The sequence below is a fragment of the Nocardia sp. JCM 34519.1 genome (genome assembly GCF_020361265.1).
In the GTDB taxonomy this organism is placed as follows: Bacteria; Actinomycetota; Actinomycetes; order Mycobacteriales; family Mycobacteriaceae; genus Nocardia; species Nocardia arthritidis_A.
Window position 1 is genome coordinate 71,331 of record NZ_JAIRBR010000009.1, and the last position, 12,473, is coordinate 83,803.

The following is a 12,473-nucleotide window of genomic DNA, read 5'->3' on the forward strand; positions in this document are numbered from 1 at the left end:
TCGACGAGTGAGGAGCACGAGATGCGGCGCAGTATGTATGCGATACCGATCGGCTTCGCGGTCGCGGCGCTGGTCTGCGCACCCGGCGCGCATGCGGCGAGTGGCGACCTGATCGTCAATGGCAGCCCCTTCTCCGACCCGGCCGGCTGCGTCTTCCTCGGCGCGGACGATGTCTACGACATCCAGAACAACACCGGCAACGTCATCACCCTTTATTCGAAGGCCGAGTGCGACGGCGACTCCACCGCCATCCTCTCCCCCGGTGATTCCGGTTCGTACACCGCCAAATCCGCGCTCGTCGGCTGATGGCTTCCTCGGCGATGCACGGAATCCCGATCCTGCCAGCGGTATTCGCCGCTATCGTGCTCGGCGCACCGGCCGCGGCGGCCGCTCAGGGAAATCTGATCATCGACGGCGTGACCTATTCGGACCCGTCCGGATGCATTCTGCTCGGCGGCGGCACGCACTATATGGAGAACAACACCGGCAGCGTGATCACCGTCTATCCGACCGGTCAGTGCGGCGGCTCCGCGAGCGGCATCCTCACCGCCGGTTCGTCCGGCAGCTATACCGGCAAATCGGTGGTGATCGGCGGTTGAACGCTCGGCCGCGGCGGCCGGAGGGGTGCGCCGCGGCCGAATCGTTCACTCGCCCAACGAGAATCCGGCCTCCACATCCGATCGCGAATAGGATTTGAACGCGATGTGGGTGGTGGTGCGGACGACGCCCTTCACCCGATCGATGCGGTTGGTCACCACCTCGGCGATCTCCGCGTGGTCGCGGACCCGCACGATCGCGATCAGATCGACATCGCCAGCGCAGGAGTAGACCTCGGCGACACCCTCGGTGTCGGCGACCTCCTGGGCGGTCTCCGGGATACGGGCACTCTCGACGTGGATCAGGACGATCGCGGTAATCATGGGTGTCAGCCTAATGGTCGAGATATTCGCTCTCCCCCGATCGCGCCCGCGCCGCCACATCCGCCCAACCGAGCCATCGGGCCGCGCCGAAGATCGGCTCGCGGTAGCCCTCGCTGGTCCGGACGATCCGCACCCCGGGCTTCGTCAACCAGCGGGCGATCAGGCCGACCTCCTCCGGCGACGCGCCGCGCAAGGGTGGAGCGTCGTCTATCGCGTCCTTATCTATAGGGCCTATGTCTATAAGGCCCTTATCCCCGTCGCGGCGACGGAAGGCAGCCTCGGTCGCCGAGTCGATTCGTACCGGCGGGTCGCCCGCGAGATCGAGCAGCGATGCCTCCCCTTCCGGGACAACCGTTTCCGCCGCGGCGACGATCTGTTCGACGACGGCCATCGGCGGGACGCCGCGCGGGGCGACGCCCGCGCCCGCCAGCCGTCCGTAGCGGATCACCGAGAACTCCCAGCCGCGCGCGCCATCCGGGTGCGCGACGATCAGTTCGGCGATGCGGGCGAGCGCGGCCAGGCGCTGGGTGCGATACAGGGCACGGACCACGGCGGCGGTGCGGTCGCGCAGCCGGGCGGCCGCCTCGAAATGCTCGGCCCGGGAGTGGGTTTCGATGCGGTCGAGCATGGCGCGCAGCGGCGCGTCGGATCGTCCGGCGAACAGCGCGCGGACCAGCGCGGGCGCCCGCACGTATATCTCCCTATTAATAGGGGTGGGTGACGCGGCCGGGCAGCCGCCGACCACCGCGGGCGGGCAGTCGTGTCGCCCGCCGCGGGGCAGGCGGGTGGTGCAGGTCCGCAGCCCGGTGAATTCGGCGATGACGACGGCGATTTCGGTGGCGTCCAGCCGGGACGGGAAGGGCCCTACGGCATCCCGGGTCGGGCCGCGGACGATGGCGAAGCGCGGGAACGCCTCCTCGGTGAGCGTGATCCACCAGCCGCGCTTGGGAAATTTGGAGCGGCGGTTGTACGGCGGAGCATGCGCGACGAGCAGGCGCAGCTCACGCACCCCCGCCTCCAGTCCGTGCGCGCAGACCACATGGTCGACGCGGGTGGCCAGGGCGACCATCTCCTTCATCCGGCCCCTGGTCTCGGATCCGGTGAAGTAGTTGCGCACTCGTCGGCGCAGGTTCACCGCGGTCCCGATGTAGAGGACTTCGTCCGCCGGACCTCGGAACAGGTAGACGCCGGGCGCGCTCGGCAGATCCTGTGCGAAAACACGTTTGGCGCGCTGGCCGGAGGTGACGCCGGGCAGATAGTCGAGCAGTTCGGTCAGGCTGTGCACGCCCTGATTGCCGACGCGCGCGATGAGCGCGTGCAGTACGTCGACCGTCGCCCTGGCGTCGTCGAGCGCGCGGTGCGTCGGCTGGGTGGTCGCGCCCAGCACCCTGGCCAGCACGCCGAGCCGCACCGTCGGGGCCTCGTCCCGGCCGAGTACCCGCCGGGCCAGTTTCACGGTGCACAGCACCTGTGGGTTCGGCCATGCGGCGTCCATGCCTGCCGCGGCGGCGCGCAGGAAGGCCATATCGAAGCGGGCGTTGTGCGCGACGAGCACCGCGCCGGACGCGAACTCCAGGAATCCGGGCAGCACCGCCTCGATGCGCGGGGCCGCGCACACCATGGCGGTGGTGATGCCGGTGACGTGTACGACCGCGGGCGGGATCGCCCGTCCCGGGTTCACCAGGGTGGCGAATTCGCCGAGCACCTCGCCGCCGCGCACCTTGACGGCGCCGATCTCGGTGATGGCGTCGGCGCCCGGACTGGTCCCGGTGGTCTCCAGGTCGACGACCACGAAGGTGGTGTCGTAGAGGGGCGTGTCGAGATCGTCGAAGGCCATCTGACGGGCCGAATGGGGGACGGACACGGCGTGCAGCGTAGGCCCCGGGTACGACAGGTATCGGGCGACGGAAGAGTCACCACGATTGTCCGAATCGCTCGACGAGTTTCTTCGCGCGTTGCCCGTGAAATGATCTTCCATTGTCAAAAGTGACGCAGCTCACATTATTGTCAAAAATGCATCAATTCTCCGGATGCGCCGGATTCCGGTACGGCGGTGCCAGCGGCCCGCTGCGGCGCCTCGGCAAAACAGACTGGACGGATACCTTCCAACTGGCCGGTAGCATCAATGACGCGCGATACGAGCTGGGGAAACATCGCACGCGATGGTCATTCGCGAGCCCCGGATCACTCGGCGCGCCGCCCCGGTTGCCGCCCCGATGCCCGCGCTCGTTACCCGGAGTTATCGTTTCGTTATTTGTTGTGAGATATCTCGCATTTAATCCGGTGCAAATTTGTTGCCCATCGGCATTTCGCAAGTCGGCGACTTTACAAATGACCGTGATGCGTTCGTAATCTTTTCGAGACCTCGCGGAGTCCGACGCACCACCGGGTGCGGCGTCGCGGGGCAGATTGGAAGTACCGCATCATGGCGACCAACACCGTCAAGCGACAGGCGCAGCGAGTCGCTGCGTTCGGAGCTGTCGGCGCTGCCACCCTCGGCGCGTTCCTGCTTCCGGCAGCCCCCGCGTCGGCCCAGCCGGTGACCATCCCCGGCGTCGGAACCTTCGAGGTGCCGAACGAGATCCAGATCCCGCAGGGCATCCCGGGCATCGAACTGCCCGGCACCCCGCCGCCGTTCGCCGCGCCCAGGAAGTCGCTCGGCCAGATCGCGCTCGACGCCGCTATGTCCAAGGTCGGCGCGCCGTACGTCTACGGCGCGGCGGGCCCGAACGCCTTCGACTGCTCGGGTCTCGTCCAGTGGTCTTACCGCCAGGCGGGCCGCGAACTCCCCCGCACCAGCGACGAGCAGCTGGCCACCGGCACCCCCGTCTCGCTGGACGATCTGCAGCCCGGCGACCTGGTGTCGTTCTACGGCGGCAGCCACTCCGCGCTGTACGCGGGCGACGGCAACGTCGTGCACGCCTCCACCGCGGGCAGCCCGGTGCACGTCTCGCCCATTTCGTCGATGCCGTTCGCGGGCGCGCGCCGCTTCTGACATCATCTCCGATCGGGCCGCGAGCTATCGCGGCCCGATCTTCGTCTCGAAACGGTTGTCCTCTGGACACGGACCGACGCTGTTCCGTAACCTAACTGAGACCTTCCCGGGTTGCGGGGTTGTCAAACCTCGCACTCGAGTCGCATTCGCTACACGAGAGAAACGGGGCACGGCAGGCCGTGACAAGTCACCGAAGACAGCGCAGGAATCGTCTGGTGGGAGCTATGTTCGCGGCCGGGGTGCTGGCCACGACCCTCTACGGTGGCGGTCCGGCCGGCGCCGATCCGGCGGCCATGCCCGCCCCGGCCAGCGCGAGTGACGCCATCCAGCGAATGATCGACCTGTCCCGGCAATCCGAGCAGCTCAACCAGCAGATGCTCAACGCACAGGCCGACCTCGACGCCAAACTCGCCATCCAGCGCGACGCCGACGGCAGACTCGCCTCGGCCACCAAGGCGGTCGAACTCGCCAAGGACGAGGTCCGCAAGTACCAGCCGGTCATCGACCGCACCGCGATCGCGACCTATCAGGGCGCACGCACCAACAAACTCTTCGCCGTCCTGCTCAGCGACTCCCCGCAGCAGCTGCTCGACCAAATGTCAACGCTGGACGTGCTTTCCGCGCAAACCGCCGATCAGGTCGACAAGTACAAGAAAGCCACCGACGCCGCGGCCGCCGCGGAGAACATCGCCCGCACCGCCGACGACGCCGCCAAGGCCGCCGCCGCCAAGGCCGACGAGGTGCGCGCCGATCTGGAACGCAAGCGCACCGATCTGTCCGCCGCGATCACCAATGTGGTGCAGGCGTGGACCGGCCTGTCCACCCAGGACAAGGCGACGCTGGCCGGATCGCCGTTCCCGCCCGGCTTCGACCGCGACACCCTGCTGCAGGGCCTGGTGCCCGGCAGCGGCACCAGCGCGCTGGCCGCCGCGCTCACCCGCATCGGCGACCCGTACGTCTGGGGCGCCACCGGCCCGAACCAGTTCGACTGCTCGGGTCTGGTCCAGTGGGCGTACAAACAGGTCGGCATGGATGTGCCCCGAACCAGTTCGCAACAGGCCAATTTCGGCACCCCGGTGTCGCGGGATCAGCTACAACCCGGCGACCTGGTCTTCTTCTATTCCGACATCTCGCATGTCGGCATCTACGCGGGTAACGGCCTGATGGTGCACGCCTCGACCTTCGGTGTTCCGGTGGCGGTCGCGCCACTGGGTTCGACGCCGTTCCATTCGGCTCGGCGATACTAGTGGGCTATGGGTAGGTTTCGCGCCTGGCTTTCGGCCCGCGGACGGTTTCAGTTCTGTCTGACCGTCGGCATGGTGACCGCGCTGACCGGTGTCTGCGGCGCGCTGATCCTGCTGCCGAATTCGGTGCTGCCGAAACCCAATGCGGCGCAGGCCGCCTCGGTCGAAAGCTATGCGCAGGCCAAATCGGACGATCCGCGGCTGGCCGCGGTGCGCCGGACCATGGAACCGTTCGGCGCGCTGATCGCCCGGCGGGTGCCCACCGGTGACGGCAAGGAGTCGATCGTCGTCGGGCATGCGCAGCAGGACGGCGAGATGACCGTCCTGGAGGGCGAACTCGGCGCCGCGACCGATGCCGTCACCCAGGTGTGGGGCGCCGACTGGGCGCAGTCGGTGGTGGTGGTCGTCGCATCGAATCCGTCCGAATTCGCCGCGCTGGTGCATGCCGGTGCGGATATGCCGACCGAGATCGCCGCGGCCTCGGTGGCCGATCCGTTCGCGCCCGGCACGACGCCGACGGGGCAGCGGGTGGTGTTCAGCCCCGAATCCGGCCGCCGGGTCGGGCCGGCGGGTCTGCGCACGCTGCTGCGGCACGAGCTCACCCACGTCGCGGCCCGCGCGAAAACCGCGGACGGCGCGCCGCTGTGGATGCTGGAGGGTTTCGCCGACTACGTCGCACAACACGGGCAGGGGCATCGCTTCGTCGATATCGCGCCGACGCTCACCGCGCGGCTACGCGATGGCGATACCCCCGCGGACCTGCCCGCCGACCGCGAATTCGGCGGCGCGCAGGCCGCTTACGCCTATGAGCGCGCCTGGTCGGTGAGCGAATACGTGGCCGAGAAATACGACCAGCCGAAGCTGGTGGACCTGTATCGACGGGTGGCCGCCGCCAAGGTCGACGCCGCGGGCGAGGACCGGATACTGCGCGATGCGCTCGGAGTCGGCCGCGCGGACTTCGTGAACGACTGGCGCGCCTGGTTGCGGCGACAGATCGGCTGATCGCGCCCGCGCCGGGTGACTGCGCTGGGCGGCGGCCGGAAACGACACAGTATTTTGTTGCCCATGGCCCGAACTTTGCTGGTTACCAACGATTTCCCGCCGCGGCCGGGCGGTATCCAGTCGTATCTGCACACCCTTGCGACGCAGCTGCCGCCCGATGATCTGGTGGTCTACGCCCCGCGCTGGCGTGGCGACAGCCATCTGAAGTTCGACGCCAAACAGAAGTTCCAGGTGGTCCGCCACCCCACCACGCTGATGCTGCCGACCCCGCTGGTGCTGCGCCGGGCCACCCGCCTGCTGCGCGGCGAGAACTGCGACACGGTGTGGTTCGGCGCGGCCGCACCGCTGGCATTGCTGTCCCCCATGCTGCGCCGGGCCGGCGCCGAACGCATCCTGGCCAGCACGCACGGGCACGAGGTCGGCTGGTCGATGCTGCCCGGCGCGCGGCAGGCGCTGCGGGCGATCGGCGACAACACCGATGTGGTCACCTACGTCAGCAAGTACACGCGCAATCGGTTCGCCTCGGCCTTCGGGCCGGCCGCCGGACTCGAATACCTGCCGCCCGGCGTCGATCCGGATGTCTTCCGGCCCGATCCGGCGGCCCGCGCGGAGCTGCGCACCCGATACGGCCTCGGCGACCGCCCGACCATCCTGTGCCTGTCCCGGCTGGTACCGCGCAAGGGACAGGACGCGCTGATCATGGCGATGCGCGAGATTCGCGCGCGGGTGGACGGCGCGGTGCTGGTGATCGCGGGCGGCGGACCGTACGAGGAGAAGTTGCACGCGCTCGCGGCCGCCGCGGGCGTCGCCGACAGCGTGGTGTTCACCGGACGGGTCGCCTCCGCCGAACTGGCCGCCCACCACACCATCGCCGACGTCTTCGCGATGCCGTGCCGCACCCGCGGCGCCGGACTGGACGTGGAGGGGCTCGGCATCGTCTACCTCGAGGCGTCCGCGACGGGCGTGCCGGTGGTGGCCGGGAATTCCGGCGGCGCGCCGGAGACCGTCGTCGAGGGCAGCACCGGCCGGGTGGTGGACGGCCGCAAGATTCCGCAGATCGCCGCGGCCATCATCGACATTCTGAGCGACCGCGACGCGGCGGCCGAAATGGGCGCCGCGGGGCGGGCCTGGGTCGAGCAGCAGTGGCGCTGGGACGACCTCGGCGCCCGGCTGCGCACACTGCTGCGGTGAATCGGGCGCGATCTACTACGCTTCCGGACGTGAGGGAGCGAACCATGAACACAGCGGCGTTGCTCATGACGGAGCCGAGCCCTGGTGAGGTGCTGTCATGAGCAGTATTCAGGTCGCTGATCAGACGTTCGTCGCCGCGCCCGGGGACGCCGTCGCCGATGTGCTGGCGGGCCCGAACAATTGGCGCCGCTGGTGGCCGGATCTGACCCTCGACGTGCGGGAGGACCGCGGCGACAAGGGAATCCGCTGGACCGTCACCGGCGCGTTGGACGGCACCATGGAGGTCTGGCTGCAGCCCGCACTGGACGGAGTGATCCTGCACTACTTCCTGCACGCCGAACCGGTGGACGCGCAACAGCTCTCGCCGCGCCGGTTGCTCGCGGCGAATCGCGCGCGCCGGGTGGCGGGTAAGAACATGTCGTTCGAACTGAAGGCCCGGCTGGAGGCGGGCCGTCCGGCGGGCGTCCCGCCGACGCACGCCTCCTGAAACCAGCGCCGACCGCATCGCGCCCGAAAGGAATACCGCCCGCCATGGCCGACAGGACCCAGAGGTCGATCATCATCGAGGCCCCGTCGCAGCAGGTGATGTCCGTCATCGCCGATCTGGCGTCCTACCCGGAATGGGTTTCGGCCGCGAAATCGGTGGAAGTGTTGGAGAAGGGACCCGACGGCCGGGCCCGCACCGCACGCTTCGTATTGGACGCGGGCGTCGTCAAGGACACCTACGTGCTGTCCTATCGCTGGCGCGCCGACGACAAGGCGGTCAGCTGGACACTGCTCGAGGGCGAATTGCAGAAGGCACAGGACGGCACCTACGAACTGATCGATCAACCCGATGGCACCACCCAGGTGATCTACGAGTTGACCGTCGACCTGAACATCCCGATGATCGGCATGTTCAAACGCAAGGCGGAGAAGGTCATCACCGATACCGCGCTCAAGGAACTGAAGAAACGGGTCGAAGGCTGACCACGCAGCGAACCCGCGTCGAACTCTTCATCGGCAAAGGCGGGGTGGGCAAGACGACGCTGGCCTGTGCCACCGCGCTGGCCGCGGCCAGGGCGGGCAGCCGGGTGCTCATCGCATCGCTCGATCAGGCGCATTCGCTGGGTGACGCGCTCGGCTTCCGCTTCCCGCACGATCCGGGCGCCGTCACCGGTATCGCGCATGTGCTGCCGAATCTCGATGTGATCGAGGTGGATTCGCTCGCGCTGCTGGAGGACCGGTTCCGCGAGGTGACGCGGATGCTGTCCGGGGCGGGCCACGATCACGGCATCGATCTCGGCGCGCTCGACCCGGCCGAGCTGACCGGGCTGCCCGGTGTGCAGGAACTGCTGATGCTGGTGGAGCTCACCGGTTTCGCCACCGACGACGAATGGGATCTGCTGGTCGTCGACTGCCCGCCGACCGCGGATATGTTGCGCATCATCACCGCGCCGGACACCCTGCTCGGCTATCTGGAGCGGGTGTGGCCGCCGCATGCGCGGGCCATGAGCGGCGCGGGCACCGATCTGCGCCGGGCCGTGCTCGCCGCGACGGTGGAGCGAATCGTCAAGGCGGTCACCGAGGTTCGCGATCTGCTCGCCGATCACACCAGGACCGGAGCGCGTCTGGTCACCGTCGCCGAGCGGGTGACGGTCGCCGAATCGGAGCGGGTGCGTTCGGCGGCCGCGCTGCTCGGGCTGCGGTTGGACGCGATCGTGGTGAACAAGGTGCTGCCGCCGCTGCCGCCCGCCGAACCGGTCGCGCATCCGGCGGTGGACTGGTATCTGAACCGGCGCGCCGAACAGCTCCTCGTGGTCGCTGAGCTGGAGATCGCGGCCGGGCCGGTCCCGGTGGTCATCGCCCAGCACACCGGATCCGAGCCGGTCGGGCTGCAATCGCTGTCGGCCTTCTCCTACGCGCTGGACGCGGATCCGACGGCGGGCGACAATCCGGCGGGGGTTGGCGCGAGTTCCGGCGAACCGGTGGTTCGATGGGAGTCGGGCGCCGGCCCGCAGGCGGTGTACACGCTGCGGATGCATCTGCCCGTTGTCGATCCGGCAACGCTGCGACTGGGACGAGTGGAGGACGATTTGATCGTGGGAGCGGACGGTGTGCGGCGCCGGGTGCGCCTTGCTCCGGTGTTGCGGCGGTGCACGGTCGAGGGCGCCGAACTCGACAGCGGTTATCTCACGGTGCGTTTCCTGCCCGATCCGGAGGTGTGGCCGAAATGACCGGGTCGACGCAGGCCGACGGGTTCACCGAATTCGCCGAGGAATTGCGCCTGCTCGCCGAGGCCGTGCTGGAGCGGGTCGAGCCGGTGCTGCGGCGCGGTGCGGCGGACGGGCAGACCGAATGGTCGAGCTGCTCGTGGTGTCCGGTGTGCGCGGCCGCCGCGCTGGTGCGCGGCGAACATCACGACGTGGCCGCGGCCATCGCCGAACACGGCACCGCGATCGTCACCATCCTGCGCGAGGCGCTGGCGGGCGTGCCGGTCGAGCCGATCCTGCCGCCCGAATTCGATCCCGAAACGGGTGCACCCCATGATCATTCGGTGACCGAATCGAACGAGACACCGCGCCGCACCGGATACGTTCACATCCCCGTGACGATCAAGGCATGACGCGGCGCATGGCAGGTGGCCCACCGTTGACGGTCGGAATCGACGTCGGCGGCACCAACATTCGCGCCTCGGTGGTCGACGCCGACGGCGAGGTGCTCGACACGGTGCAGGCGCCGACCCCGCATTCGGCGCGCGCACTCGAGGACGCGCTGGATCGCGCGGTCCGTGAACTGTGCCGCAGGCATCCGATCGGCGCGGTGGGCCTCGCGGTCGCCGGATTCATCAACGGCGATCGGTCCACCGTCCGCTTCGCACCGCATCTGCCGTGGAAGGACGCGCCGGTGGCGCGGCGGCTCACCGAGCGGCTGGAGCTACCGGTGATCCTGGAGCACGACGCCAACGCCGCCGCCTGGGCCGAGTACCGGTTCGGCGCCGCGGCGGGCGGCCACAATGTCGTGCTGGTCGCGATCGGCACCGGCATCGGCGCCGCACTGCTCATCGGCGGCCAGCTGTATCGCGGAACACACGGCGTCGCACCGGAACTCGGCCACCTACAGGTGGTGCCGGACGGGCGCGCCTGCCCGTGCGGTAAGCGCGGCTGCTGGGAAAGGTATTGCAGCGGAACGGCACTCGCCGATACCGCGATCGAGATGCTGGCCACCGATCCGGTGCGTTCGGTGCTGGCCAAGGACGTTTTCCGCGATCCGGGCTCGCTGACCGGGCGCCGGGTGGCCGGTGCGGCGCAGGACGGCGATCCGCTGGCCTGCCTGGTGCTCGCCGATTTCGCGCGCTGGCTGGGCCTCGGCCTGGCATTCGTCAGCGATATCTTCGACCCGGACCTGATCGTCATCGCGGGCGGCGTGAGCAGTTCCGCGCCGCTGTTCCTGGACGACGCGCGTGAGCACTACGCCAAATCGGTGACCGGCGCCGGACATCGGCCGCTGGCCCGGATCCGGACCACTCAGCTCGGCGAGGCCGCGGGCATGATCGGCGCGGCGGAGTTGGCGCGGGCCACCGCGATCGGCGCGGACAGCGGGCGGGTCCGGGTCGCGCGTTCCTCCCGGTGACGGGTGTGGTGAGATACGCCCCTGAGGTTGGATGTGATCTGGAACCAGCGGTAAAGTCGCCTCAGACGCAGGTGCCCGCTTCGATCCCGGTCCCGGGGGAAGGACGTCATGTTCTACTGGCTGCTGAAGTTCGTGCTGCTGGGACCGTTCATCCATCTCTACAATCGGCCGACGGTCGAAGGCGTGGAGCACATTCCGGCGGACGGGCCGGCGATTATGGCGGGTAATCACCTCTCGTTCGCGGACTGGTTGTTCGCGCCGCTGATGAGCCCGCGCCGGATCAACTATCTGGCCAAGGCCGAATACTTCAACACCCCCGGCATCAAGGGCCGTTTGCAGAAGTTCTTCTTCAGCGCCACCGGCCAGTACCCGATCGACCGCAGCGGTGCCGACGCGGCCGAGGACGCGCTGAACGCGGCCCGCAAGCTGCTCGACGAGGGCCGTCTCGTCGGGCTGTACCCGGAAGGCACCCGCTCCCCCGACGGCCGTCTGTACAAGGGCAAGACCGGCCTGGCCCGGCTCGCGCTGGAGACCGGTGTTCCGGTCATCCCGGTCGCGGTCATCGGCACCGACGAGGTGAGCCCGCCCGGACCGTTCCGCTGGCGCCGCCGCCGGGTCACCGTGAAATTCGGTGAGCCCATCGACTTCTCGCGTTACGAGGGCATGGGCGGCAACCGCTTCGTCGAGCGCGCGGTCACCGACGAGGTGATGTACGAGCTGATGCGGATGGGCGGCCAGGAGTACGTCGACGTGTACGCCGCCAGCCTCAAGAAGGGTGTGCCGAGCGGTTCCCGCCCCGAGGCCAGCCGCATTCCGGACACCGCCGCGAGCTAGCGGATCCCCGAAGTCTCCCGCCCCCACCGACCCATCGGTGGGGGCGGATTTGTTTCGAACGGCCTTGCCTACGTGCGCATTCCGGGGAATGCTGCCCTGCGGGACCGCTGTCGCTGTGCGAGTATGGCGCGCGGAACACGGGAGTAGGACGCTTGGTATGAATTTGGGCTGGATCGAGGTCGCGGTGGTGGCCATTGTGTTGGCGCTGCGGCTGCTGGCCACCGGATGGCTGCTGAAGGTGTCGGTGCTGTCATTCGGGGTGGTGCCCGCACTGGTGCTCGGACCGTTGATCGGCGCCGGATTCGCGGCGACCCACATCACCCATCCCGCACTATTCCTCGCCGACGGGTTCGCGCTGTTCGGCGCGCTGCTGTTCCCGGACTTCGGCGACCCCGACGAATACCAGGTGCCGCTGCTGATGCTGCTGCGCGGCGATCCGGCGCTCTCGGCCGGAAGCCGGTTCGGCACAGTGCTGTTCGTGCTCGGCGGCGTCGGATTCACCGGTTACGCGATCGGGCTCGCGGTGACCTGGATCCAGATCGGCCTCGGCTGAGATTCGCGAATTCCCGGATCCAGCAACATTTCTCTGTCGATGATCGCCGCGGCGACGAGCTCGAGCCGTACCGCTCCCGCATCGCGAATTCGATGGTGACGGGCGCCATACCGAATCGAAGT

General features: G+C 68.7%; 15 protein-coding genes. 13 read left to right on the forward strand and 2 right to left on the reverse strand.

The features are described from left to right. Positions 1–21 precede the first annotated feature (21 nt). Together LGY53_RS22455 and LGY53_RS22460 are read left to right on the forward strand one after the other, a co-directional pair. Entirely contained in the window at positions 22–306 is a 285-nt protein-coding gene (locus LGY53_RS22455) for a hypothetical protein (RefSeq protein ID WP_225728668.1), read from the forward strand. Next, on the forward strand, positions 306–599 hold the full coding sequence (locus LGY53_RS22460) for a hypothetical protein (RefSeq protein WP_225728669.1): 294 nt from the start codon (positions 306–308) through the stop codon (positions 597–599). Before LGY53_RS22455 ends, LGY53_RS22460 begins: the two co-directional genes overlap by 1 nt. Positions 600–644: 45 nt before the next feature. On the opposite strand, the gene LGY53_RS22465 is transcribed toward LGY53_RS22460, so the two are convergent. Together LGY53_RS22465 and LGY53_RS22470 are read right to left on the reverse strand one after the other, a co-directional pair. Then, a complete protein-coding gene (locus tag LGY53_RS22465; protein WP_167473800.1) occupies positions 645–920 on the reverse strand; it encodes an Lrp/AsnC family transcriptional regulator in 276 nt (91 codons plus the stop codon). Positions 921–930: 10 nt separating this feature from the next. Next, positions 931–2,757 (reverse strand): DEDD exonuclease domain-containing protein, encoded by a 1,827-nt coding sequence (locus LGY53_RS22470; protein WP_374111223.1) that lies wholly within the window; start codon positions 2,755–2,757, stop codon positions 931–933. Positions 2,758–3,345: 588 nt separating this feature from the next. Here LGY53_RS22470 and LGY53_RS22475 point away from each other — a divergent pair. The 11 genes from LGY53_RS22475 (at position 3,346) to LGY53_RS22525 (ending at position 12,351) form a co-directional block, all read left to right on the forward strand. Continuing rightward, positions 3,346–3,915, forward strand: a complete 570-nt coding sequence (locus tag LGY53_RS22475; protein WP_225728671.1) for a C40 family peptidase — start codon at positions 3,346–3,348, stop codon at positions 3,913–3,915. A gap of 224 nt (positions 3,916–4,139) precedes the next feature. Next, positions 4,140–5,162, forward strand: a complete 1,023-nt coding sequence (locus tag LGY53_RS22480; protein WP_225728890.1) for a C40 family peptidase — start codon at positions 4,140–4,142, stop codon at positions 5,160–5,162. Between the two features lie 6 nt (positions 5,163–5,168). Further along, on the forward strand, positions 5,169–6,161 hold the full coding sequence (locus LGY53_RS22485) for a hypothetical protein (protein ID WP_225728672.1): 993 nt from the start codon (positions 5,169–5,171) through the stop codon (positions 6,159–6,161). Between the two features lie 63 nt (positions 6,162–6,224). Then, a complete protein-coding gene (locus LGY53_RS22490) occupies positions 6,225–7,352 on the forward strand; it encodes a glycosyltransferase family 4 protein (protein ID WP_225728673.1) in 1,128 nt (375 codons plus the stop codon). Positions 7,353–7,449: 97 nt separating this feature from the next. Next, complete coding sequence (locus tag LGY53_RS22495; RefSeq protein WP_225728674.1) at positions 7,450–7,839, forward strand: polyketide cyclase / dehydrase and lipid transport; 390 nt, start codon at positions 7,450–7,452, stop codon at positions 7,837–7,839. Between the two features lie 44 nt (positions 7,840–7,883). After that, entirely contained in the window at positions 7,884–8,321 is a 438-nt protein-coding gene (locus tag LGY53_RS22500) for an SRPBCC family protein (RefSeq protein WP_167473793.1), read from the forward strand. Next, positions 8,318–9,568: an ArsA family ATPase gene (locus LGY53_RS22505; protein ID WP_255664014.1), complete on the forward strand. Its 1,251-nt coding sequence runs from the start codon at positions 8,318–8,320 to the stop codon at positions 9,566–9,568. Before LGY53_RS22500 ends, LGY53_RS22505 begins: the two co-directional genes overlap by 4 nt. Further along, a complete protein-coding gene (locus LGY53_RS22510; RefSeq protein ID WP_225728675.1) occupies positions 9,565–9,957 on the forward strand; it encodes a hypothetical protein in 393 nt (130 codons plus the stop codon). The genes LGY53_RS22505 and LGY53_RS22510 overlap by 4 nt, the downstream gene beginning before the upstream one ends. Beyond that, the gene (locus LGY53_RS22515) at positions 9,954–10,964 is read left to right on the forward strand and encodes an ROK family protein (RefSeq protein ID WP_225728676.1); all 1,011 of its coding nucleotides are present in this window, start codon (positions 9,954–9,956) and stop codon (positions 10,962–10,964) included. Before LGY53_RS22510 ends, LGY53_RS22515 begins: the two co-directional genes overlap by 4 nt. Positions 10,965–11,072: 108 nt before the next feature. Further along, on the forward strand, positions 11,073–11,798 hold the full coding sequence (locus LGY53_RS22520; protein ID WP_225728677.1) for a 1-acyl-sn-glycerol-3-phosphate acyltransferase: 726 nt from the start codon (positions 11,073–11,075) through the stop codon (positions 11,796–11,798). 157 nt (positions 11,799–11,955) lie between these two features. Beyond that, positions 11,956–12,351 (forward strand): hypothetical protein, encoded by a 396-nt coding sequence (locus LGY53_RS22525; protein ID WP_167473790.1) that lies wholly within the window; start codon positions 11,956–11,958, stop codon positions 12,349–12,351. The last annotated feature ends 122 nt before the right edge of the window (positions 12,352–12,473 follow it).